The sequence below is a fragment of the Shewanella sp. 553 genome, from assembly GCF_059338375.1.
The window spans coordinates 2653671-2677324 of record NZ_CM181701.1 but is presented as its reverse complement, the minus strand read 5'-3'; the positions used below and the strand labels follow the sequence as shown (position 1 = coordinate 2677324).

Here is a 23654-nt window from a genome sequence, read left to right as displayed (position 1 = left end):
CTGGTTGCTTTAATTTACCACTCTAGCAAACTATGTCTCAATCACCAAAGATAATGTATCTGGCATGAGCCTAAGTTAATGCCTTTGAAGGAAACCAATTGATGTCTATGCTCACCTCTTACAACCCAATCGATCAACAAGCGCTCGGTGAGGTTGCCATTACCACTCTTGCACAAATGCCTTTGCGAGTTAAACGGGCACAAGCCGCGCAGCGCTCTTGGGGGCAATTATCCTTAAGCGCGCGGCAGCAAAAAGTGGTTCAGGCATATGCCAATCTCACAAAAGTCCAACCATCACTGGCATTATTAATCAGTAAAGAGATGGGTAAAGATCATCGCAGAGCGAGTTATGAAGCCGCAGGCACGGTACAAAATGCCGAGTATTTTTGCCAAGAGATTGCCGCTGCGCTAAAGGCTGAGCCTTTAGGGCGCGGCGCCGAGTTGCAATACCGACCTTTAGGCGTGGTTGGGGTGATTTCTCCATGGAATTATCCGCTTGCGATGGCGAACAACTTGTTGCTTCCTGCGCTAATGGCAGGTAACAGCGTGATATTAAAACCATCAGAGGAAACCCCTTTGGTGGCAGACTTATTTGTGAACACGTTAAATGAGGTGTTGCCCGAAGGCCTTATTGCAAATTGCCCATGGCGGGGCGGAAACGGGGAAGGCTTTAGTCAATGCCGATATTAATATGGTGGCCTTCACCGGCTCGCTTGCTGCGGGTAAACACATAATGGCGTCAGCGGCATCTTCATTAAAACGCTTAGTCATGGAGCTTGGCGGAAATGATCCATTAATCGTCATGGCAAGCGCGGATATTGATAACGCGGTGCAGTTTGCTGTGGCGAGCTCCTTTGAAAATGCGGGGCAGATGTGTACCTCGACCGAGCGTATCTATGTCGATGCTCGTATTGCTGATGAATTTGAGCAAAAAGTGGTGGCTCTAGCTAGCCGTTATCGCGTGGGAGCTTGGGATCAGGCTAATGTGAACATTGGGCCGATAGTCAACCATAAGCAGCATCAGAGCGTGATGGCACAGCTTATCGATGCTCAAGATAAAGGCGCCCGATTCCTACTCGGTCAGGCGCATTATGAGCCACCATTTATACAGCCAACGGTAGTGGCCGATATCACCGCCGACATGCAATTAGAGCAAGAGGAAACCTTCGGCCCAGTTGTGGCCATTAGCCGCTTCACTGATATATCTCAAGCGATTGAGCGAGCGAATGCCACTCCTTATGGGCTGGGCGCATCTGTGTTTGGCGGTGTTGGCGCCGCGGATGTAGCCGAGCAGCTGCAAGCGGGTATGGTGGGGATTAATCAGGGCGCTGGTGGTGTCGGACCATGGGTTGGGGCTAAACAAAGTGGCTTTGGTTTTCATGGCACGGCTGCTGGGCATCGCCAATTTGCGCAGGTGAGAGTACTCAGCCGATAACGCGGTTGGATAATATAAGCCAATTGTTACTTATCAAATTGATATTAATGATATAGATGAAAATTGTTTGCCAGTGATGCGCCGCTTAATCACCGCAAAATTAACTGTAATTCGAGATAAATATGAAACCTGAAAATAAGCCAGAATCGTTTTTTGTTGCCGCCTTTGAGCCAGGGGCTGAACATCCGGCGTTGCCTGCATGGGGAAACTCTGCTGCTAACCCGGCCATGTTAAGCCGTGACTTTGATATTAGCCAGATCATGCGCCGCGAGTTAACCCATGTCCCCGGGGCGTTTCAGTTACTAAATGTATTGTCTAAGGATGAATGCGCGAGATTGATTGCGCTCAGCGAGCAGCTGGGCTTTTTACCTGACGCCGCAGTATCACTGCCGCGCAGTGTTCGTCATAACGATAGCTTAACTTGGGTCGTTGATACTCATACCGATGGCATAATTTGGCAACGAGTGGCACATCTGATGGACGATAGGCAGGGGATTTTTAACGGTGCGACGGCGTTAGGCATCAATGCGCGGTTTCGTTTTTATCGTTATAGCCAAGATGACTATTTCAAACCTCACTCGGATGGTGCTTGGTCGGGTAGCCGCATTATCGACAACCAACTTGTTGCCAATGCCTACCCAGATCGTTTTAGCCAAATGACCTTTTTAATATTGTTAAGTGATGACTTTGAAGGCGGAGAAACCCGCTTTATGGTCAACGCTAACGATGCCGCTAAACCGGCTAAAGCCGGGGATGAGGTGGCCAATGTCGATGTCAGAACCCCAGGCGGTAGCGTGTTATGTTTCCCACATGGCATGCATCCAATGCACTGTATTCATAGCTCTGTGGCGATAACCAAAGGGGTAAAATATATCATTCGCAGCGATGTGTTATTTAGCCTCTAACTGCCCTAGTCTTTATATCGGCTAAGCCTAAGTGAAGTGGAGCCTAAGTGAAGCCCGATTGGCCTCACTTAGGCTGTGATCAGCGCCGTTACTCAGCCGATTAACCCGCAGTGCAGCAGTCAATTTGCCCTTAATGACTTACATTAGTGACTCACATTAGCGGTTTACATTAGTGACTCACATTAGCGGTTTACATTAGTTACTCACATTAGTTACTTACATTACTGCATTTACCTTGTAGCACTGATATTCGTGCTGAGGCTGAGTCACTTGTTAGTGCTTACCTGAGTTAACCGCTTGAATCGAGGGGCGTTGCTCAATTTGATTTAGCCAAGCGATGAGATGTATTTGAGCCTCATCAGGGGTTATTTCAAGATGTTTGATAAAGCTCAGCATGACATAAGCGGTAATGTCGGCGACCGAAAAATGTTTGCCAGCGATATAGGGCTGCTTGCTGAGCTGAGTGTCGAGTGTGGGCAGAAATTCGATGACGCGTTGGCGTGACTCTTCCCCCCAGGCTTCGATGCAGCGCTCACGGTCTTGGTAAATCTTAGTGATATTTCTAAAGGCCTGAAACGCGACGAATAAACCTTGTAGTTCACAGATACGTTGCCACATCTCAATCTGGGCTTTCTCAAGTGCAGCGTTGCCAAATAGCGAACGCGGCGCTGGATAGATCTCGTCAAGGTAGCGACATATGGCTATGGACTCACACAAGGTTTGTCCATCATCAAGCTGCAGCACCGGAATACGACCGTTGACGCTAAGTGCCTTAAATTCAGGGCTGAGGTTGTCGCCAGCACGTATATTGACCGTTTCGCGCTCAAGTTCAATTCCCATCTCGTTAAGGAAAATATTGACCCGCCTCGCACTCGGGGTCATGGCTAGTTCATATAGCTTCATGTTTTCTCTCCTGCATGATGGTGTAAATGGCTGCGGGAATGCCCATTGCTAAAGGGCTGATAGACAGTGTAGTGCTAATGCTCGTCACGCACCGTGAACTTAGCGGGTTACGGTTAATAATCTAGATCTAATGCAAAGCAAAGGTAACCCATAAGCTTGTTGGCGTGGCTAAATTGCTTGGCGCACCATACATCAAAATCGTCGGCAAATAGTTGCTCCGTGCTGATGGCTTTGATGGCGATAAAGTCTTTGCGCTTAAGCTCATCAATCATAGGGTGGTCTTTATCAAATCCTTTCGGTGGCCTGATTAGACTGTCGCCCTCCATGGCGAAACCGGCATCAGCCAGTTGCTTTAAGGCTTGTTTATAGGCATTGGGGTTGTCAAGGATACAGCTACGAATGTGGTTTAGCGCCTTGCTGTCAGGGTGCCAAATACCAGCGCCGATAAAGCAGCCTTCGTTGGCAATATGCAGGTAAAAACCCGGTGCATGCACATCCTTGCCTTGGAAGTGGCGAAACTGGATACCGACATTGATTTTATAGGGGGTTTTATCTTTGCTAAAGCGGGCATCGCGTTGGGGGCGCATTAGGCTGCCGCCGACCTTTTTGGCCACCGCCGTTAGGCGAGGCGATAGCTGTTGAATGTGCGGCGCCATCGCTGCAATAAATTGCAGTGCAGGGGTGCGCACCTTATCTTCATAGTCGGCTTGATTGGCCTTAAACCAGTCGCGATGGTTGTTCGCTTCAAGTTGAGCTAAAAAGGCGAAGGTGTCTGGCGTAAAGGCTGGCGCAGGTGCGTTGCTGCTAACTACTGTCATAATAAATTGATTACTAATAAAGCCCTGATAATGGGATAAAAATACCATATCTTTTACTAAAGTGTTAATCGAACCTTGGCCAAGATGGGGGCTGGGCATATTTAGTCGCCAAGCGGATTTATGCTATAGTCGCCGCCAATTAATCATGCACTTAATCGCGCTGCGCCATTGGCATAGATAGCGACGCATGAGGGTTAAGTGCAATAGATAGGCACATAAGTGTTTGCTCAAATGAGCTGGAGGGGTAAATGAAAATTTGGGTCGATGCCGACGCATGTCCTGGGGTGATAAAAGAGATGCTATTTCGCGCAGCCGATCGCGCCGAAATCGAGGTGACCTTAGTGGCGAATCACGCAATGCGCATTCCGCCGTCACGTTTCATCAATTTAGTGACCGTTTCGTCAGGCTTTGATGTGGCCGATGATGAGATAGTCAAACGCTTAAATGCAGGCGATTTGGTGATCACCGCCGATATTCCACTAGCCTCAGAGGTGATAGATAAGGGCGGCTTTGCGTTAAACCCAAGAGGCGAGCTATATACCACGCAAAATATTAAATCGATTCTTAATATGCGTGATTTTATGGACACCATGCGCGCCAGTGGCGTACAAACGGGAGGCCCCGCGGCGATAGGCCAAAGTGAGAAACAGGCCTTTGGCAATCAGCTTGATAAGTTTATCACTAAGCACCATAAGCGTTAAGCTCATCACCTTGGCCGTTTAAGCTTGCATAGCTTATCGGCTGCTACCTAGCCTTTAGTCAACCGTGTGAAATAAAAGATTTAACCTAGCCATTAGTCGTTATTTTACGGCAACAATGTTATCCTTTTGTAAACACGATGCGCTAGGACTCAATATGGACCCCCAACTTGTTGAAATAAAGGATTTCGTCTCTTTTACCTTAGCGATTATTGCGCTATTTATCGGTAAAAATATCATTTCACGTTATGAGCTGCTGCGTAAATACAGTATTCCAGAGCCAGTGGTGGGGGGCTTTGCCTGTGCGGCGATTGTGGGCATTCTCTATTATGGCTTCGATCTGCAGATTGAGTTTAACCTCGATGTTCGTGACATCTTACTGTTGTACTTCTTTGCGGGTATTGGTCTTAAGGCTGATATCGCTACTCTGTTGAAAGGTGGTAAGCCGTTACTGATTTTACTGCTGCTCTCCTCCAGCTTTATCTTTATTCAAAACGTGATGGGCGTCAGTGTCGCGACCCTATTTGGTCTCGATCCTAAAGCGGGATTAATGTCTGGGTCTATTGCCCTCATCGGTGGCGTGGGGACCACCATGGCGTGGACACCCACTTTTGTTGAAGAGTTAGGTATTGCCAATGCGGCTGAGCTCGGGATAGCGTCTAATACGCTCGGTTTAATCTCTGCTTGTATGATTGGGGGGCCGATCGCGGCTTATTTAATGAAACGTCACCACCTTAAAGCCAGTGGTGATGATGAGCTTGATATTGGTACTAGCCATCAAGAGAATAGCCAGCACATGCAGGTCGACTATTTTGGGGTATTACGAGCGTGGTTATGGCTCAATGTCACTCTCATCATGGGTTATTTTATCGATATTGGGTTAACGGGGTTTGGGCTTAAATTACCGCTATTTGTGAGCTGTTTACTGGCGGGGATTATCCTTGGTAATAGTGGTCGATTTTATCTTGAGCGCAAGGGGCGAGCGCAAAGTGCTTATATCCTTGAGGCTGGCCGGGGCTTAACCTTGATCCAAGATATCTGTTTGGGGATGTTTTTAACCATGGCATTGATGAGCCTAAAAATATGGGAACTTGAAGGCAGTTTACTGTATATCTCGACGGTGATGGGCTTACAGGTGCTGTTATCTGTGATGTTCACCATCTTCGTGGTGTTTCGGGCTATGGGCAAAGATTATGAATCAGCGGTGATATGCTCAGGTTTTGGCGGTGTGACATTAGGCTCAACCGCTACCGCGATTGTCAATATGACCGCGGTGACACAGCAATATGGCGCCGCTCACCGCGCCTTTATTATCGTGCCACTGGTGTGTGGGTTCTTTATTGATATTATCAATGCGATGATCATCAATATGTTTGTAAATTTTTAAGGCTTTACTGACGGATTTAAGAGGGAGAATCATCTCCCTCTTGCTGACATTATAACAGTTGTTGGGTGATCAATTTTAGCAGGTAAGTTTCGCGTTCAATCGACATCCCTTTTTTATTGCTATGGGCCATAGTGTGCTCGTTATGGGCGATTGCATCATGGATGTTAATCCACACCGGATACATGCCATTTTGGATCTCATGGGCTTCAAGCTTAGTGTCTCCTAGGGTTTCACCAATGGAACACACAAAGCAAAATGACTCCATATGAACAAAGTCAAAACCATCTTTATACCAAGGACGGTATTCTTCATAGCGGCCAAATTCAGACACAATTTCAATGGTGTGCGCGCCAGTTTCCTCTTCGAGTTCACGAATCAAGCCTTGGCGGATATCTTCGCCTTCATCCACTCCGCCGCCGGGAATACTGTAATCGTGATAACGCTCGGTATATAGCATCAAAATTTGTTCGCCGCGTAAAATGATGCCGCGCGCAGCCTGGCGATGAAAACCTTTCGCGTTCGTTTGTTGGTTGTTAAGAGCAGCATGGGTGGATGATTTTAATAAGCGCATAGGACGTTAGGCGAAGGTCAATTATAAAAAAGGCGCCGATTATAGCGTTAATGGGGGAGCGATGACATCTTTATACCGATGAGGGTTAATAGCCCATGCTCAGCATTTGTTGGTTATCTAATGTCGCTATCGCTGTTGGCTCAATGTGGTTAAGTGTAGTGAGCATCGCCTTGGCGACGACATCTGCTTTTATGGGGCGATATTGAGCTAGCTTACCCAGCATTAATGGGGCGATAAGTGGCATGATATGCTGGCCAATATCTTCAAGTATCCGACTGTGATCGCGCTGGCCTAACAGCAGACTCGGTTGTACCAACAGTAGGGCTTTACTTTGCTCTACTGCCCAAGTGGTGAGTTTAAGTTCGGTTTTTCCTTTGACTCTGTTGTAAAACACGCGGCTGTTGGCATCGGCTCCCAGTGCCGTGATGACAGCCGTTTTGTTAGCATTACAGCACAGGGTGAATTGAATTACCGCGTCGTGGTCAACCGCGGCAAAAGCTGCTTTACTGCCCGCTTGTTTTATTGTGGTGCCAAGACAGCAAAACCCATGGTCAATAGGGAAGGGGGGCGTGAGTTGCGCAAGCATATCAAGCTCAATTGACTGAAATATTAATTTTGGATGCTCCAAAGCAGGCGCGCGTCGGCCTAATACCCAGATTTTTTGATATCTTTGATCTGCAACAAGGCGCATTAATAGCGCGTTACCCACTAATCCAGTTGCGCCAATAATTGCAGCATTCATATTGCGGTCTCGGTAACGCTCCGGCTGTTGTTAGCGTGATGAGTTATGCGATTACATCCATCTCAAGTTCAATGTCGGTGCAGCCTTTTTTACAAAAAACGCCGTATTTACCACTGGCTTGCTTATCGGTTGGTACAACCAATTGCAGTGGCTGCTTACACTCTTCACACAGCACGGTATTGCCTTTGAACAGGCGTTTGATCAAATTTTTTTGTTCATTAAAGGATTTGGCGGTGGTTTTATTGATGGCTGAAAAATCCAGTTTCTGGGTCTTCGGGGCGCTATTCTCGCTCATATTTCTCATTCGTCGTCGGTCAATCGTTGCGCCAGTATATTCAGTCTTGCTATAACACTAAAGTCTTTCTGTTTAATCCGCTACCTGAGTGGTTAATTATTCACATTGATGACAGTTTACAGCGGCTATTTATCAGGTTTCTCTGATACCTCATCATCCTCAAATATAGTGGCTTAATAACATAGCCCTGCACAAAAATAGTCCTACACAAATACGCGTTAACACATCGCCGTTAGCAAAATCACTCGCAATCGACTTTTCATGGTGAGATTAACAGGCTTATGGGATAGAGTTAGCTCAACGACTGTTTTACGGCTGCTATGCTTTAACCATAAAGTGGATGCCGACTGTTAGTATAATGAGGTGCGTGGCGATGGGGTTTTTTAATATGCTCATCATATTCAGCATAACCATAATGATGACGTTGTCTGTTATGGCTAATCCCAGTAGCGTCGAACAACTTAAAAGCGCTATGGGTGGCGGCAATGCTGAGCAGCCCGATGAGATATTGTCGGTCGTCAGTATTCATTACCCACCCTTTACCATGAGATCGATTGATGGCGATAATGGCTTATCCTATACTCTGCTTCGTCAGGCGTTAACGGGCGCACATATAAAAGTTAAGACGTTAACCTATCCCCCTGCACGAGCCGAAAAGTTAATCGACAGCGAGCAGTGGTGTGCCAGTTTTTACCCGCCTACCTTAGCATCTAAGCGCGAGGTGTTAGTCGGACTATCAGATCAACTGGTTCATTTGGGCTTACTTAGAAAACGGCAAAATAACCGTTTTCGATGGCAGGATTTATCCGAATTAAGCGGCAAAAAAGTGGCTTATTTTCGTGGTTCATTAAAACCCTCAGGGATGGGGCAAGCGATGCTTGATGCTAACATGAGTATTTTTGATGTCGAAACCATCAAGCAAGGGGTGCAGTTATTGATTAAAGGCAGAGTCGACTACGCTTTTGCCGATAACATTTCGACCAAGGCGATATTCGAGCAGTTAGATATCGATGCGCAGGAATATCAATTTTCAGAAACCTTGTTGAAAGATGTGCAAATAGGAATTTGGCTTAATCTTGAATGCGCGACTGCACGAAAAGCCTATCAATATTTGTTATCTAAAGGCTATGTTGTCGTCACGCCAGATAATGGGCGGTAACGGTGGATGGCTTGTCCTGACGGTGGGGCTGTGTGAAAATATCGGCTCATTTTGGTTAACTCAATATCGCTATGTCATCTAAAGCCAACCTAACTCAAGAAAGTCAGCGCCAAGACGGTACTCCTCGAGCGAATCAAGCTGGGAGCGGCGAATCGCAAGCAAGCCCTTTAGCGGAGGCGAGCGATGAGATGAAACTGGCGGTGGATTTGATCTACTTGCTAGAGACGCATGCCATTGACCCACAAGTTGCGCTGGACGCACTCGCCATTGTCAGTGCCGATCTGCGGGCTAAAATTGCCGCCAGTGAGGAGTAAGGCGCTGGGGTCAATCAGCGACCCATAAAAAAGCCACTGTTTTAATCGAACAGTGGCTTTTTAGTGCAAGGCTTTGGCTTATCGCTGTGGGCTATTGCTGCTGGCAGGAACTCGCCATGCTATTTGGCTCGTTTGCATCGAGTATCAGTTAGAGGCGGGCTTTGCTTACCTTGCCCATCGGCCAGCAGACACTGGCCGTCTTTTATTAATAACTGCACAATGCGCGGCGATTCATAGTCACGCCCCATAATAAGCACGCCGTTGGCATCCTTATGCGCTAGGCGTGCTAGTGTCAGGTTGGGGTTTTGAGTAAAAGCCCCTGCAGCCAGAGTCACCTTTTGCATCTGCAGCAGGGTGGCAATAGTACGCTCTAACTCTAAGGTGCTGGCGGCACTAGGTTCAACGATAACTGCTGGCAAGGCTTCGGCCTGACTGTCATCGGCTTGTAGGCTACAGCCTGCAAGCAGCAAGTAAGTCATCAGCCACCAGCTATGGCGAGTAAGAGGGTGAGATTCAGCATCAGCTTGCATCTGTACTCCTTATAACCCAGTAGGCCAAATACGGTTATTACGTAGCTTACTTTGCATCCGCGTGTCTTCGAGGGTAAACCCTTTATCGATAAAGGGTGCCTGTACGGCGGCTCTGGCCATTGATGTGCTCACGGCTGGGCAGCGGTTATTGTCGCGATAAAAAAGTGCGGCGGATAACAAGCGCTCTTCAGTATTACCGAGCGGCTGGCTAAAGTCATCATTAAGGGCGCAACCTGGAAGATCGCTGGCTAATGTAGGGTTACTGCTGGGGACAAATCCGTCCGAGTAATCGCCGAAGCCTTTGTCGTTGATCCCTTTAAATTGCACGCTAAAGTAGGTGGTATCACAGTTCGGCGTTGGATAAAAACCATAAGGTTTACCGCAACTGGTGCCGCCGATTTGGATCACCTCAATATCGATGCCGCGCAGGCCATTCATTAAGGCTTCACTGGCTGAGCAGGTGTTATTGGTGGTAAGTACAAACACCCGTTGTAGATTGAGTGACGGCAGGGCTTGTCCGGCCCCAAGTGAGCTGGGATCAAAGCCGATGCTCTGGTCGATAAAGGGGATAGGGGTTAAGGCATCACCCGTCACCGGATCGCGAGTAGGGTATTTGTCGTTAAAAGTGAGTCGTTCAAAGGTGCGATTTTGGGTCGCTTGCTCACCGGCAATCATGTAACCCAATTGGCTTGCTAGGGCGAGTAAGCCACCGCCGTTATAGCGTAAGTCCAACACCAGATCTTGTACATCAGAATTCTTTAAGCCGTTGATGGCATCAACCAATTGACCCTCTGCAGTGGCGATATGGGCGTTAAATTGGATATAGCCGACATTGCCGCTAAATGTGGGGATGGCGCTGGCAATAGGCACTGGTGTCGACACCACGCTTTTGGCGGTTAAAGTGACATTGCGGGTCTCGGTGGCGCCTAAGTCGAGTACGCCAAAGTCTGTCTGTTTGCCTGACACACTAGGGAATAGACCGGCATTAAGAATGTTGATTGAGTCGCTGTCATTCGCATCTTTAATACTGACGCCATCCACACTGACAATCACCGCGCCGCGGCCGATACTGGCCAACGCCGCTGGAGAGTTGGGCTCACTAAAGGTGACGGTGACTTTTCTATCCACCCCGGCACTGGCCTGCTGTAAGTATAAATTAAAGCCGTAACCTAACGACGCTCCCGCCTGGTTTAATTGCTCCCACTCGTCGCTGGGCATGGCGAAATGGAACTGATCTTTGATGTTGCCAGATGCCGATAATTCATCGGTTTTAAGCAGGTCAAAGTACTCGAGCACCGTATAAGGTGCGGGATCTCTATCGATGATTTCGTCATACCATAAATAGGTGTCGTTACTCCATGAACGCAGCCACAGCTTTTCATTGAGTGCAGATCCCGTTTGGTCTGCAATGCATTGGTTTGCCAGTTGGGCATAAGGGGTGAACTCACCCTCAACCCAGGTCAAAGCGCCGTTATTGTTGCCCGTATCGCTAGTTCCACCAGTGAGATCAATAGTGTTACCACTGCCGCCTCCACCACATGCGGTCAAGAACAGTGCCGATAGTAATAAGCTTGGCAGTCGGTGTTTAATGGATAACGTCATAAATAATCCTTTATTGTCTATTAGTCGTTGTTACTAGGACGAAATTCTACAACTCATTAGGGCTTAAAACAATTCATTAACAAGTGTTTCATCTTTTGGTGAGGATTTCGTGCTAAATGGACAAAGGCTGTGCGAGTGGGCTTGTCGTTTGTTTGCAATATTAATAGCATATGATTTAATGAGTTGTCGCCACGGGTATGCTGTGGTGCTACCTGCACTCGGTGGATGATGTGCGTTAAGGACGATTAACTGTGATGACCTATTATCTGTTCGACATGATTGCCGCGCTCTGCTTTTTTAGTTGCTGGGCGGGCTATAGCCGATTTGCACGCATTAAGGCTAAATCAAGCAATTGTATCGCCAAATGCATGCATCAACATCGTATTCATTGGATGAACCAGTTAGTGGGCCGTGAAGTGCGGGTGGCAGAGGCAGCATTACTGGCCAATTTAGAGCGCAATATTACTTTTTTTGCCTCGACCACCATGCTAGTGCTCGCTGGCGTACTGACCCTATTTGCCCAAGTGGAGCGCTTAGAAGCGGTGATCGCATCGATACCCTTGACGGCGCCGCCCGAGCACTTACTGATCCAATTGAAACTGACGTTATTGGCATTTATTTTTGTGATGGCCTTTTTTCAGTTTACCTGGTCGATGCGCCAATATGGCTTTTTAAACGTGATGATTGGGGCAACGCCAGTGGATAAAAGTGGTACTAATAAGCCGTTGCAAGACTATGCGTTGCAGATGGCCAGAGTGCAAGATCGCGCCGCCCATGCCTATAACTACGGTTTGCGTTCCTACTATTTTGCCATGGCGGTGCTATGTGGCTTCTTTCACCCCTTGCTGTTTATTGTGGCCAGCCTTGTGGTGGTGTATACCCTCTACCGCCGAGAGTTTAAATCTAAGGCGGTGGTGGCGATTACTGCAGGCATGCAGATCCTTGATGCCGAGCAGCTTGCTCACGATAAATCACGTGCACAATGATGCGGCCCCGTAGCATGGTTGGCATACAAAAAAATGGCTAATGATTGAGTATCGTTAGCCATTTTTATTGCTATTACAGCAGATTATATTGTCTAGCGACTGGCCTTTTCTAATGCCTGTGCCACATCGGCAATAATGTCGTCAATATGCTCAATGCCCACCGAGATACGTACTAAGTCCTCAGATACCCCCGCCTTCGCCAGTTCGGTAGCGTCAAGCTGCCTGTGCGTGGTGGTGGCCGGATGACAGGCTAAGGACTTTGCATCGCCGATATTGACCAAACGTAAGATCATCTGCAACGCGTCGATAAAGCGCCCGCCTGCGGCCTTGGCTTCCTGTGGTGACGAGGCTTTAATGCCAAAACTAATAATGCCCGAGGCTTTGCCGCCAGTGATTTTATGGCAGTTATCACGATAGGGGCTCTGCTCCAATGCGCCGTAATTGACCCAAGCTATCTGCGGATGCTGGCTGAGATATTGCGCTAAAGTGAGTGCGTTACTGCAATGGCGTTCCATTCGCAGCGCCAAGGTTTCTAGCCCTTGCAGTAGCAAGAAGGCGCTTTGTGGAGCGAGCGCCGCGCCGGTATTTCTCAGTGGCACTACTCGGCAACGACCAATAAAGGCGGCAGGACCAAAAGCCTCGGTATAGACAACGCCATGATAAGAGGGATCGGGTTCGTTGAGCACGGCAAAGCGTTTGGGCTGCGCAGCCCAGTCAAATTTACCCGAGTCAATAATGGCGCCGCCAACCGTGGTGCCGTGGCCGCCAATGTATTTGGTGAGCGAATGCACCACAATATCGGCACCAAATTCAAATGGGCGACACAGCACAGGTGTTGCTACGGTATTATCGACGATAAGCGGCACTCCATGGCGGTGGGCGATGTCGGCTAGGCGTTCGATGTCGACAATATTACCGGCCGGATTACCAATCGACTCGCAAAATAAAGCCTTGGTATTGTCATCGATGAGTGCGGCTAAGCCGTCAAAATCATCAAACGCCGCCATGCGAACTTCAACCCCTTGGCGCGGCAGTGTGTGGGCAAACAGATTATAGGTGCCGCCATAGAGCTGGCTGGTGCTAACAATGTTGTCGCCGACCTGAGTTAAGGCTTGGATCGCATAGGTGATGGCGGCCATTCCCGAGGCCACAGCAAGGGCGCCAATGCCCCCTTCGATTGCCGCCAAGCGTTGCTCTAACACATTAGTGGTGGGATTCATGATGCGGGTGTAGATGTTGCCAGCCACTTTTAAGTCAAACAGGTCGGCACCATGCTGAGTGTCATCAAAGGTGTAGGAGGTAGTTTGGTAGATGGGAACCGCCGCCGCTTTGGTGGTCGCTTCTGACTCATATCCATGGTGTAGTGCTAATGATTCGAGTTTCATCTTGTGGGTTCCTATTCCTTTGAGTGAATGAAGAACATAGCACTTGGCCATCTGGATGTCTAAATGTTTTTTTGGACATATTGTCTGGGGTCATCAGCAAGCTGACTTTCAACATGGCGATGTCGCGTAATGACTCGTTTGTGGGACTTATTGGCGAGTTTACTTACCTGCCTTACGAGATTTTTAAGCACTAAAAGCGCTTTTTATTGTTATAAAACTACATTGTTAGGTCAGAGTGTCGAAGAGGCCACATTATTTACCGATCTAGATCACGTTATGCGCTAAAGCTGCGTTGCTTAGTTACCAAACGGTGCCGGAGTGTGACTTTACTATCGGTATTTTAGTTAACAATCATTTACTATTGAGTATCCCAAAATTTTAATGGTTGATGTTTGCGATGGCAGGTTTCTCAGACAAGATTAAGACAATCAAGAAGGGCTTAGATGTGCCCATCGCCGGTGAGCCAAGGCAAGAGATTGAAACAGCAGCGTTTCCTACTAAGGTGGCCCTGCTGGGTGAAGAATATGTGGGGTTAAAACCCACGTTACTGGTTGAGGTTGGCGATAGCGTCAAGCAAGGTCAGCCCCTGTTTGAAGATAAGACAACCCCTGGTGTGCTATTCACCGCGCCCGCCAGCGGCGTGGTGGTCGAAATTAATCGTGGTGAACGTCGTCGCCTGCAATCTGTGGTGATTGCGGTTGAAGGTGATGACAAGCTTAGGTTTGAATCTTTCAACGACTTGAGCCAAGTAAGCCGCGAAACGGTGCAGCAAAACCTCGTTAATAGTGGTTTGTGGACAGCGCTCAGAACGCGTCCTTTTTCTCGTATCCCTCAGCTTGATAGCCAACCAACGGCCATTTTTGTTAATGCCATGGATACCAATCCGTTGGCGGCCGATCCGCGCATTATTATTGCCGAGCAGCCACAAGCGTTTGCCGCAGGTTTAACTGTGCTCGGCTATCTAACTGATGGCCCGATACACCTATGCCATGATGTAGGTGAAGCAATGCCTGGCGCTGACTTACCTAAAGTAACCAGTCATCGCTTTGCCGGAGTGCATCCAGCAGGCCTAGTGGGCACTCACATTCACTTTATTCAACCCGCTAGCATTGAAAGGCCGGTATGGCACCTGGGTTACCAAGATGTGATTGCTTACGGCAAACTGTTTTTGACCGGCGAGTTATACACCAGCCGAGTGGTGGCCCTTGGTGGCCCAATGGTGGCAAATCCGCGTTTACTGCGCACTCAGTTGGGTGCTCAGCTAAGCCAGTTAGTGCAAGGTGAAATGAAGCCCGGTAATAACCGTATCGTTTCAGGCTCTATTCTTGCAGGTCATACTGCCGATGGTCCTCACGATTATCTCGGTCGCTTCCACCAACAAATTGCTATTTTGGCCGAAGCAGAAGGCCAACAGCTGCTGCCATGGGTACGCGGTGGCTCAAACAAGTTCTCTATTACTCGCGCCGTGACGTCACGCTTTAAAGGTGCTAAGCGGCTGTTTAATTTAACCACTCAGGCGGGTGGTTCACACCGTGCGATAATGGCATTTGGTCAACTTGATCGCGTTATGCCACTGGATATTTTGCCCACACTATTAATGCGCGACCTTGTGGTGCGTGACACAGACGAAGCGCAACTCTTAGGGGCGTTAGAACTCGATGAAGAAGATTTGGCATTGTGTACATTTGTCTGCCCGGGCAAATATGATTTTGGCCAAGAACTGCGCATCTGCCTAGATATTATTGAGAGGGAAGGGTAATGAGTAAGCCAAATAACACGCCTGACAAACAAACTGACTACTATGCCCATGGCGAGTCAATGCGCAGCTATTTTCGCTCCTTGCTCTATGCCAGTGGTCGCAGTACCAAAGGCAAAGTGCATGTGCGTGATGCCATTGATGTTAAGCGGACTATGACGATAGTTGGGCTCTGTTTGCTGCCGGCCATCTTAATCGGTGTCTATAACTTGGGTCTGCAGGCTCAGCTGGCACTGGCGTCAGGGTTGACTACGCCCGATGTATGGCAGCTATTGGCCTTTAATGGCGTTACCGGTGGGCTCACTGAGCAGTCTGGGCTGTTAAGCCGTTTTGCTTATGGCTTAAGCTTCTATGTGCCTATCTATTTGACCGCCTTGTCGGTTAGCCTCTTTTGGGAGGTGGTATTCGCTAAGGTGCGTCGTCAAGAACTGCACGAAGGTTTCTTCGTTACCGCATTGCTATTTACCTTAATTATTCCGGTGTCGACCCCGCTATGGATAGTGGCTTTGGGCATTACCTTTGGGGTGATCATAGCGAAAGAGATGTTTGGCGGCATGGGGTATAACTTCCTTAACCCTGCGCTGGCGGGTTATGCCTTTATCTACTTTGCCTACCCCACTGAGGTGGCGCAGTTGTCGCAGTTTGTGGCGGTTGATGGATTTGCCGGAGCGACGACCTTAACGCAAGTGGCTGCGGGCAAGCTGAGCTTTGCCGATCAGAGCTGGTATCAAGCCTTTAGTGATCCATTATGGTGGGATGCCCTGTTTGGCTTTACGGTGGGCACCATTGCCGAAACCAGCACCTTGGCAATTTTATTTGGCGGTTTAATGCTGATCTTAACCCGCTTGGCCGATTGGCGCATTGTGGTGGGTGTCATGCTCGGTATGGTGTTGACGGCGGTGATGTTTAATCTGATTGGCTCGGATAAAAACGAGATGTTTGCTATGCCGTGGACCTGGCACCTAGTGACTGGCGGTTTTGCGCTGGGGATGATGTTTATGGCGACCGATCCAGTGACCACAGCTTACACCCGTCAGGGCAAGTTTTTTTATGGTTTGATGATTGGCTTTATGACAGTGCTGATTCGAGTGCTTAACCTCAAAATGCCAGAAGGCATTATGCTGGCTATCCTGTTTGCCAATCTGTGGGCCCCCTTATTCGACTATGTCGTTGCCCGTAGCAATATGAAGCGGAGGCTAAAACGTAATGCCGCATAAATCACAGCAGATGTTACAAGTGCAGACGGCCAATTTATGGTCATCGATCATCGCATCGTTTTTATTTCGACTGTCCAGCCGCGACTCGCGCGTCGATATGGGAGATAAATCCTAATGGCATTTAAGAAAGACACCGTCGTGGGGACCATGATCTTCACTATCATTCTCTGCCTCTCTTGTTCATTTATGATCACCGGTACCGCCGAGATCCTTAAAGAGCGTAAATTGGCCAAAAAACGTGACGAGTTAAAGCGTTATGTGCTGATGGCGGCCGATGTAGATATCGCTGGTGAGCAAGATTTTCGACAAATTTTTGCTAAGTCTGTCACCCCATTATTGGTTGAACTCGATACAGGTGAGATTGATACCAGCAGCGATGTGCTCGACTTTGATGAGCGGATGGCGGCGATTAACCCCGAGACCTCGAGTAAGCCTAAAAAAGACACCGCTAAGATCAAAAGCCGCGCCGACAAAGCGCGGGTATTTAAAGTGTTGAATGATAATGGTGAGCTGCGCGCCGTGGTACTGCCTATTTACGGTAAAGGGCTGTGGTCGATGATTTATGGCTATGTGGCGGTTAAACCCGATTTCAATACCATCGAAAATGTGGTGTTTTACGAACATGGTGAAACCCCAGGTATTGGTGATTTCCTCAATGATACTGCCTGGACTGATACCTTTAAGGGTAAGCAACTGTTTAATGAACAAGGCAAGGTCTCGTTCAAAGTGGTGAAAGGTGGTGCTAAGCCGGGTGACCTACATGGCGTCGATGCCATTAGTGGCGCCACTATGACCGGGCGCGGCGTGCAGCGTGCTATTGAGTTCTGGTTTGGCAATGAAGGTTTTGAGACCTTCCTAAACAAGCTAAAAGCATCGGAGGTTTAACATGAGTAAGAGCATGACAGCGACTCGGGATCTATTAACCAGTCCTATTTTTGCTAACAACCCCGTTGCGATGCAGGTGCTTGGGGTCTGTTCGGCGCTGGCGGTGAGTAATTCAATGCAAACGGCATTGGTGATGACACTGGCGGTGACCTTCGTTTTGGTGTTTTCTAACCTGATTATCTCCACCATTCGCAACTTTATACCTAACAGTGTGCGGATCATTGCGCAGATGACGGTTATCGCCTCCTTGGTGATTATCGTCGACATGATTTTGCAAGATATCGCCTATGAGCTGTCGCGTCAGTTGTCGGTATTTGTGGGGCTTATCATCACCAACTGCATCATTATGGGCCGTGCTGAAGCCTTTGCGATGAAGATGCCGCCGCATTTAGCCGTGGTCGATGCCCTAGGTAACGCCATAGGTTATGGCGTTATCTTGTTAGGTGTTGCCTTTGTGCGAGAGCTACTGGGCAGTGGCACCCTGTTTGGTCATGAAATATTTACCACTATTGAAAACGGTGGCTGGTATCTGGCCAACGAGATGTTCAAGTTACCACCAAGCGCCTTCTTCTTGATTGGCTTGATGATTTGGGCAATCAATGTTGTTCAGCGTAAGCGAGGGTAAGGAACGGATATGGAACACTATATTAATCTTTTTGTTCAAGCGGCCTTTATCGACAATATGGCGCTGTCATTTTTCATGGGCATGTGTACCTTCCTTGCGGTGTCGAAAAAGGTATCGACCTCATTTGGTCTAGGTATCGCGGTGATCGTGGTGATGATGTTAGCCGTGCCGTTAAATCAGCTGATTTATGTCAATGTGTTAGCCCCAGGAGCGCTGGCGTGGGCCGGTTACCCTGAGCTGGATCTGAGCTACTTACAGCTGATCACCTTCATTGGCGTGATCGCTGCTTTAGTGCAGATTTTAGAGATGTTTTTAGACAAGTACATTCCGAGCCTTTATCAAAGTTTAGGGATTTTCTTGCCATTGCTAACGGTCAACTGCGCCATTTTTGCTGGGGTCATTTTTATGGCCAACCGCGACTATACCTTTACTGAATCGGTGGTGTTTGCTGCTGGCTCAGGTTTTGGTTGGGCGGTGGCGATTGTGATGCTGGCGGGTCTGCGTGAGCGGATGAAGTTTCATGCCATACCCGCGGGGCTTCAGGGCGTGGGTATCACCTTTATTACCACTGGGCTGATGGCGTTAGGCTTTATGTCGTTCTCGGGGATTTCGTTTTAAGTGGTGGCTTGTCCCATTTAAATCAGATGCATTATACAAAAGGGTTTTGAGATGGAAATGGCAATAGGCATAGGCATGTTCACCATAGTGGTGTGTGTGCTGGTTATGGTGATACTGCTCGCCAAAAGCAAATTGGTCATCAATGGCGATGTAAAAATCAATATTAACGATGACGAGGAAAAAAGCATTGTGACCGCCGCTGGCGATAAACTGCTGGGGGCGCTTGCGAGTAAAAATATCTTTATCCCATCGGCCTGTGGCGGTGGTGGCACTTGTGGTCAATGCCGAGTTACCGTTAAATCGGGTGGCGGGGATATCTTACCGACCGAGCGCGATCATATTAATAAGAAAGAGGCCAAAGCCGGGTGTCGTCTTGCTTGCCAAGTGGCGGTTAAAACCGACATGGAGCTAGAGATCGAAGAGGAGATCTTCGGGGTGAAGAAGTGGCAATGTGAGGTGATCTCCAATAACAATCAGGCCACCTTTATTAAAGAGTTACTGCTTAAACTACCTGAAGGCGAGGACGTTAAGTTTAAGGCGGGTGGTTATATTCAGATTGAAGCACCCGCGCATCAAGTTAAATACAGTGATTTTGATATTCCAGCGCAGTACCGTGATGACTGGGAGAAATATGGTTTATTTGACCTAGTCTCGACCGTAGATGAAGAGGTATTGCGCGCCTATTCGATGGCCAACTATCCTGATGAGAAAGGCCTTATCATGCTTAACGTGCGTATCGCGACGCCGCCAGCCCCCGGTTTACCACCAGGCAAAATGTCATCGTACATTTTTAACCTCAAAGCGGGTGATAAGGTGACTATTTCGGGCCCCTTTGGTGAGTTCTTCGTCAAAGATACCGACGCTGAGATGGTGTTTATTGGCGGTGGTGCAGGGATGGCGCCGATGCGGTCACACATTTTTAACCAGCTTAAAGGTGAAAAGACCAAACGTAAGATGACCTTCTGGTACGGCGCGCGTTCGCGGCGTGAAATCTTCTACAAAGAAGATTTTGATACCCTAGCAGCGGAAAATGACAATTTTGAATGGCATGTGGCACTGTCCGATCCGCTCCCTGAAGATAATTGGGACGGCTACACCGGCTTTATTCACAACGTACTTTACGAGAATTACCTTAAACACCATAAGGCGCCTGAAGATTGTGAGTTCTACATGTGTGGCCCGCCAATCATGAACTCGTCAGTGATCAACATGCTTGAAAACTTAGGGGTTGAGCAAGAAAACATCTTACTCGATGACTTTGGTGATTAGAGGTGATTAGACTCGTTTGACCCATTGATATAAAAAACGCCCAATAGGGCGTTTTTTAGTTTTAGCCTTAAATCCACTTGTGCGACGATGCTGTGCATCGGTTAGGTTTGATGTCGGCGTTGATTAAATTGCTGATTTTTTCATGTAAGTTTAATTTGATGACTGGTTTCAGATATGGAGTAATCCGTCGTTCCTGTTGGTATCGCTCAGCGCATTATTGACCTAAGATCTCATTTCGCAGCGAATATGCAGCCATTAACAGTTCCTGCTGCTCTTGCTGGCCGACATTGTGTTTGGCCAGTACTACCAAGATATCATCGATCACCGCCATATATTCTCGCTCATTGATATTCATGCCTCTGTGAGTATCAACCATGCTTTTACCCGTGTATTCCTGCGGTCCGCCCGTAGCCATACACAGAAATTCGGTGACTTTCTTGATAACGTTATCACGATCAGAGTCTTGGTAACGACTCGCTATAATTGGATTTACAGCGTGAGTATCAAAGATGTCGGCTGCCACTTTGGCTATATTTGACTCGCCACCTAGGCGGGTATAAAGACTGGTTTCACTCATCATATTGCCTCTTATTTGACTCAAAGAAACGGTAGAGATTAAGGATCTTCAATCGTAAATCGTAGTCTTTAAGTGTAGTGCCTGAGGCGAATGTCATGGCGCTAATGAGCTGTCATTGTGATTAGTTTGGGCTGGTAGTTGTAAGGAGATACTTCATTACTCTCGATTATCGTTTTTAGCCTATGAGTTGGGCTAAAAAGATCATTTTAGCCCAAATCAAAAACGCAGCCACTGGCTGCATTTTAGTGTGTAATTGGATTGCTATTACACAAATACTGGCGCATCGTAATCGTAACCTTCGTCGCTGTATGCGGTCACGATGGCATCGTCAACTAAACCGTCTGCGGCGGCCACTTGGGTATCAAAAAAGTGCTGTATCTGTTTGCGGCGTCCGTGGGCGGCCCAACTAGCGGCATCCATCCAAATTTCATTAAACATAATTGGATAATCGGTGCGAGTGGCACTAGGGTGGTCGATTTGACGGGTCAAGATGTACTGAATACAGCCTTGTTCACGCAGCGCATCGGGCTCTAACGCTTTCAGCACGTCAAACAGTTGTGCCTCTTTACCTATCTTTGGGCGAAATTGAGCAATAACAAAAATACGTGATGACATAAGTGTGGCCTTTTCCTTGGTAAAAGCTAGAGTGTAAATCAAGAGTGTAAACCAAGATTGGTCAGTGCTCTAGGATTGATATATTGGCCATAAACATAAGCAGTGATAGAGTTTACGCTTTAACACTGCGACTCCCTCGAGGACTAAGGAATAATGTCAGAGTGTCAATTAGCGGATTTTACGCTCTATTTAAAACAGCTAGGGCTAGACGACAGTTTAATGACGACTGCTACTGGGCAGGCGACATTGCTACAACTGGGTGCTGACGAGGTACTGTTACATCAAGGAAGTCGGCAAAAATTTGCCTATTTTATTAGCGCGGGGCTACTCAAAGCCTGCCATTACAATGACAATGGCGCGCCCTTGGTCAAAGAGTTTTATTTTGAGCAGGAGTTGTGTTTCTTATATAGCAGTTGGTTAACAGGTGAGGTTGCGCAGTATCAGATTGAGGTGATGCAAGAAGCCCATGTTGTCAGGCTGCCATTAGTGCTGCTTGATGATCGCAGTTGGCATAAGGTCAAAATCAACTTATTGAGTCAACAACTGATCTATAAAGAGCAGAAAGAAGCCTTTTTATTACTGCATACACCTGAGCAGCGCTATCTCCACCTGCTTAAACATAGGCCTATGTGGGTTGATAGACTCAATAATCAGCAACTGGCTTATTATATCGGTATTAGCCCTGTGAGTTTGTCTCGACTAAAAGCTCGGCTTGCTAATGACCTCTATGTCGCCGCTCGCTAACTCGCATGTCTGGCGCCGTTATGGTGTTTGTCCTGTAACAGGAAGTGGCTGGCGATTGGCCATCAGGGGCGGCGATGCTCCGTAAAATCACATTCCATTCAATCAATTCCATCTCAATCAGCTATTTACCGTTAAAAATGGCAATAACCTAGCGCAATTAACTTAAGTTAATGCTGAGGATGGGTGTGAGCATCATACTGTTGCCACTTCTCTTATCATTGTCTCAACTGAAATCAGAACAATGTTTTCAACAGGTGGTTTATGTCAGTATTTATGGTGTCGCAATGGCTTATTGGTATTGCAATTATCTTTGATCTTGCCTCATTTCAATTTAAACCAAAGCACCATATTGTTGCGTGTCTAGCGGTGTCGGGTGTACTCATTAGCAGCCACTTTGCTCTACTGCAACAGTGGACTGCAGCAGGCTTAATGCTAGTGGCAGCGATACGCTATGTTGTCACTATCTTTAGCCACTCAAAGTTATTGATGTCGCTATTTTTGGCCATTAGCAGCCTTATTACCTTAGTCACCTTTGCTGGCCCACTTAGCCTGATTAGTTTTGCTGGCAGTGCCACGCAAACTGTCGCGGCATTTAGCCAAAGCGATCAACGTTTACGGCAACTAATGATAATCGGTACTAGCCTCTGGTTGCTTAACAATATTCTAGTCGGTTCACCCACGGCAGTATTGATGGAGGTACTGTTTATTGGTAGCAACTTGGTTGGCTATTATCGCTTTTATGGCACGCGGATAGCGCTAGATTAATGCTTGGATATCTGATCAACAATACTCATAATGTAAAGCTTAATGACCCAAGGCAGAGTGGCAGGATGAATGCGATTAGACAAATTTGTGTGCAAGAGTACAAGGCTTGATCGCCAACAAGCAGTATTGGCTATCGCTGCAGGTGATGTCACGGTCAATGGCAATACGATTGTTGATGCCAACATACAGGTGCATGAGAGTAATTGTATTGAGCTGGAGGGCATGCGACTCGTATTGAGACCTTTTCGCTATCTGCTGTTCAATAAGCCGATTGACACACTTTGTTCTAATGTTGATGGCGATTATCCCTCCATCTTTAATTTAATCGATGTCCCTAACCCTCATGAGCTGCATATTGCTGGCAGGCTCGATGCCGACACCACAGGATTGGTGCTGATCACCGATGATGGCCGCTGGTCGTTTAATGTTTTTAATCCTAAGTATCATTGCCAGAAAGTGTACCGGGTCACGTTAAGGGATAGCATTGAAGGTGAACGTAGTGGCGAACTTGATAGACAGTTAATGATTCGGTTTAAGCAGGGGTTAGCGTTACCCGGTGAGACTAAGCCCACCTTGCCCGCCAAACTCCAGTATGTCAGTGCGCGTGAGGTGCTGCTGACGATTAGCGAAGGGCGTTATCATCAGGTCAAACGTATGTTTGCCGCTGTGGGCAATCGCGTCAACGGCCTTCACCGAGAGCGTGTGGGTGAGATCCAATGTGATGTTGCTTGCGGTGAGTGGCGATATTTAAGTGATACCGAGGTTGAGGGATTTGGTTTTTCGCCATTAAGCGAGTTAGATAAACAGTAGGCTCAAGTGGCTGACTTGAGCCTATCTAGCCTCATAAAATCACG

General features: G+C 47.7%; 25 protein-coding genes and 1 pseudogene. 16 read left to right on the top strand and 10 right to left on the bottom strand.

What is annotated here, in order from left to right; genetic code table 11:
* The first annotated feature begins 101 nt into the window (after nt 1-101).
* Both AC5YBZ_RS11855 and AC5YBZ_RS11850 read left to right on the top strand, forming a co-directional pair.
* Nucleotides 102-1434: pseudogene (locus tag AC5YBZ_RS11855) on the top strand (aldehyde dehydrogenase family protein).
* A gap of 122 nt (nt 1435-1556) precedes the next feature.
* Nucleotides 1557-2339 (top strand): 2OG-Fe(II) oxygenase family protein, encoded by a 783-nt coding sequence (locus AC5YBZ_RS11850; RefSeq protein ID WP_494523744.1) that lies wholly within the window; start codon nt 1557-1559, stop codon nt 2337-2339.
* A gap of 273 nt (nt 2340-2612) precedes the next feature.
* On the opposite strand, the gene AC5YBZ_RS11845 is transcribed toward AC5YBZ_RS11850, so the two are convergent.
* Nucleotides 2613-3242 carry a glutathione S-transferase gene (locus AC5YBZ_RS11845; RefSeq protein ID WP_494542946.1) on the bottom strand — a complete coding sequence of 210 codons (630 nt, stop codon included), beginning with the start codon at nt 3240-3242 and terminating at the stop codon, nt 2613-2615.
* A 113-nt stretch (nt 3243-3355) separates the two neighbouring features.
* Nucleotides 3356-4060, bottom strand: a complete 705-nt coding sequence (locus tag AC5YBZ_RS11840; protein WP_494543721.1) for a DUF2461 domain-containing protein — start codon at nt 4058-4060, stop codon at nt 3356-3358.
* A 248-nt stretch (nt 4061-4308) separates the two neighbouring features.
* Here AC5YBZ_RS11840 and AC5YBZ_RS11835 point away from each other — a divergent pair, with 248 nt between their 5' ends.
* Together AC5YBZ_RS11835 and gltS are read left to right on the top strand one after the other, a co-directional pair.
* Complete coding sequence (locus AC5YBZ_RS11835) at nt 4309-4761, top strand: YaiI/YqxD family protein (protein ID WP_494521294.1); 453 nt, start codon at nt 4309-4311, stop codon at nt 4759-4761.
* A 154-nt stretch (nt 4762-4915) separates the two neighbouring features.
* Nucleotides 4916-6145, top strand: coding sequence for a sodium/glutamate symporter (gltS, locus tag AC5YBZ_RS11830; protein ID WP_494542945.1), 1230 nt, complete (start codon nt 4916-4918; stop codon nt 6143-6145).
* 49 nt (nt 6146-6194) lie between these two features.
* On the opposite strand, the gene AC5YBZ_RS11825 is transcribed toward gltS, so the two are convergent.
* The 3 genes from AC5YBZ_RS11825 to AC5YBZ_RS11815 all read right to left on the bottom strand — a co-directional run bounded on the left by AC5YBZ_RS11825 (nt 6195) and on the right by AC5YBZ_RS11815 (nt 7753).
* Nucleotides 6195-6716 carry an NUDIX hydrolase gene (locus AC5YBZ_RS11825; RefSeq protein ID WP_494521296.1) on the bottom strand — a complete coding sequence of 174 codons (522 nt, stop codon included), beginning with the start codon at nt 6714-6716 and terminating at the stop codon, nt 6195-6197.
* A gap of 85 nt (nt 6717-6801) precedes the next feature.
* Nucleotides 6802-7458 carry a Rossmann-fold NAD(P)-binding domain-containing protein gene (locus AC5YBZ_RS11820; RefSeq protein ID WP_494521297.1) on the bottom strand — a complete coding sequence of 219 codons (657 nt, stop codon included), beginning with the start codon at nt 7456-7458 and terminating at the stop codon, nt 6802-6804.
* Between the two features lie 43 nt (nt 7459-7501).
* On the bottom strand, nt 7502-7753 hold the full coding sequence (locus tag AC5YBZ_RS11815) for a hypothetical protein (protein ID WP_494521298.1): 252 nt from the start codon (nt 7751-7753) through the stop codon (nt 7502-7504).
* A gap of 415 nt (nt 7754-8168) precedes the next feature.
* On the opposite strand from AC5YBZ_RS11815, the gene AC5YBZ_RS11810 reads away from it, so the two are divergent.
* Nucleotides 8169-8912, top strand: coding sequence for a substrate-binding periplasmic protein (locus AC5YBZ_RS11810; RefSeq protein ID WP_494521299.1), 744 nt, complete (start codon nt 8169-8171; stop codon nt 8910-8912).
* A 71-nt stretch (nt 8913-8983) separates the two neighbouring features.
* The gene (locus AC5YBZ_RS11805; protein ID WP_494521300.1) at nt 8984-9226 is read left to right on the top strand and encodes a DUF2496 domain-containing protein; all 243 of its coding nucleotides are present in this window, start codon (nt 8984-8986) and stop codon (nt 9224-9226) included.
* A 119-nt stretch (nt 9227-9345) separates the two neighbouring features.
* Here the strand turns inward: AC5YBZ_RS11805 and AC5YBZ_RS11800 are convergent, their stop codons facing one another.
* On the bottom strand, nt 9346-9756 hold the full coding sequence (locus AC5YBZ_RS11800; protein WP_494521301.1) for a hypothetical protein: 411 nt from the start codon (nt 9754-9756) through the stop codon (nt 9346-9348).
* Between the two features lie 9 nt (nt 9757-9765).
* A complete protein-coding gene (locus tag AC5YBZ_RS11795) occupies nt 9766-11358 on the bottom strand; it encodes a S41 family peptidase (protein WP_494521302.1) in 1593 nt (530 codons plus the stop codon).
* 254 nt (nt 11359-11612) lie between these two features.
* Here AC5YBZ_RS11795 and AC5YBZ_RS11790 point away from each other — a divergent pair, with 254 nt between their 5' ends.
* On the top strand, nt 11613-12344 hold the full coding sequence (locus AC5YBZ_RS11790) for a DUF599 domain-containing protein (protein ID WP_494521603.1): 732 nt from the start codon (nt 11613-11615) through the stop codon (nt 12342-12344).
* A 92-nt stretch (nt 12345-12436) separates the two neighbouring features.
* On the opposite strand, the gene AC5YBZ_RS11785 is transcribed toward AC5YBZ_RS11790, so the two are convergent.
* Nucleotides 12437-13729: an O-acetylhomoserine aminocarboxypropyltransferase/cysteine synthase family protein gene (locus AC5YBZ_RS11785; RefSeq protein WP_494542944.1), complete on the bottom strand. Its 1293-nt coding sequence runs from the start codon at nt 13727-13729 to the stop codon at nt 12437-12439.
* A 397-nt stretch (nt 13730-14126) separates the two neighbouring features.
* Between AC5YBZ_RS11785 and AC5YBZ_RS11780 the strand changes: the two genes are divergently transcribed.
* The 6 genes from AC5YBZ_RS11780 to nqrF all read left to right on the top strand — a co-directional run bounded on the left by AC5YBZ_RS11780 (nt 14127) and on the right by nqrF (nt 20099).
* Nucleotides 14127-15488: a Na(+)-translocating NADH-quinone reductase subunit A gene (locus tag AC5YBZ_RS11780; RefSeq protein ID WP_494521304.1), complete on the top strand. Its 1362-nt coding sequence runs from the start codon at nt 14127-14129 to the stop codon at nt 15486-15488.
* On the top strand, nt 15488-16702 hold the full coding sequence (locus tag AC5YBZ_RS11775) for an NADH:ubiquinone reductase (Na(+)-transporting) subunit B (RefSeq protein WP_494521305.1): 1215 nt from the start codon (nt 15488-15490) through the stop codon (nt 16700-16702). Before AC5YBZ_RS11780 ends, AC5YBZ_RS11775 begins: the two co-directional genes overlap by 1 nt.
* 114 nt (nt 16703-16816) lie before the next feature.
* Nucleotides 16817-17587, top strand: coding sequence for a Na(+)-translocating NADH-quinone reductase subunit C (locus AC5YBZ_RS11770; RefSeq protein WP_494523739.1), 771 nt, complete (start codon nt 16817-16819; stop codon nt 17585-17587).
* 1 nt (nt 17588) lies between these two features.
* Complete coding sequence (locus tag AC5YBZ_RS11765) at nt 17589-18212, top strand: NADH:ubiquinone reductase (Na(+)-transporting) subunit D (protein ID WP_494523738.1); 624 nt, start codon at nt 17589-17591, stop codon at nt 18210-18212.
* 9 nt (nt 18213-18221) lie between these two features.
* On the top strand, nt 18222-18830 hold the full coding sequence (nqrE, locus tag AC5YBZ_RS11760; protein WP_494521308.1) for an NADH:ubiquinone reductase (Na(+)-transporting) subunit E: 609 nt from the start codon (nt 18222-18224) through the stop codon (nt 18828-18830).
* A gap of 51 nt (nt 18831-18881) precedes the next feature.
* Nucleotides 18882-20099, top strand: a complete 1218-nt coding sequence (gene nqrF / locus AC5YBZ_RS11755; RefSeq protein WP_494521309.1) for an NADH:ubiquinone reductase (Na(+)-transporting) subunit F — start codon at nt 18882-18884, stop codon at nt 20097-20099.
* A 214-nt stretch (nt 20100-20313) separates the two neighbouring features.
* On the opposite strand, the gene AC5YBZ_RS11750 is transcribed toward nqrF, so the two are convergent.
* Entirely contained in the window at nt 20314-20679 is a 366-nt protein-coding gene (locus AC5YBZ_RS11750; protein WP_494521310.1) for a group I truncated hemoglobin, read from the bottom strand.
* A gap of 261 nt (nt 20680-20940) precedes the next feature.
* Nucleotides 20941-21291: a putative quinol monooxygenase gene (locus AC5YBZ_RS11745; RefSeq protein ID WP_494521311.1), complete on the bottom strand. Its 351-nt coding sequence runs from the start codon at nt 21289-21291 to the stop codon at nt 20941-20943.
* A gap of 153 nt (nt 21292-21444) precedes the next feature.
* Between AC5YBZ_RS11745 and AC5YBZ_RS11740 the strand changes: the two genes are divergently transcribed.
* The 3 genes from AC5YBZ_RS11740 (at nt 21445) to AC5YBZ_RS11730 (ending at nt 23610) form a co-directional block, all read left to right on the top strand.
* Nucleotides 21445-22035 (top strand): Crp/Fnr family transcriptional regulator, encoded by a 591-nt coding sequence (locus AC5YBZ_RS11740; protein ID WP_494521312.1) that lies wholly within the window; start codon nt 21445-21447, stop codon nt 22033-22035.
* Between the two features lie 261 nt (nt 22036-22296).
* Complete coding sequence (locus AC5YBZ_RS11735; protein WP_494521313.1) at nt 22297-22800, top strand: YgjV family protein; 504 nt, start codon at nt 22297-22299, stop codon at nt 22798-22800.
* 69 nt (nt 22801-22869) lie between these two features.
* Nucleotides 22870-23610 (top strand): pseudouridine synthase, encoded by a 741-nt coding sequence (locus AC5YBZ_RS11730; RefSeq protein WP_494542943.1) that lies wholly within the window; start codon nt 22870-22872, stop codon nt 23608-23610.
* The last annotated feature ends 44 nt before the right edge of the window (nt 23611-23654 follow it).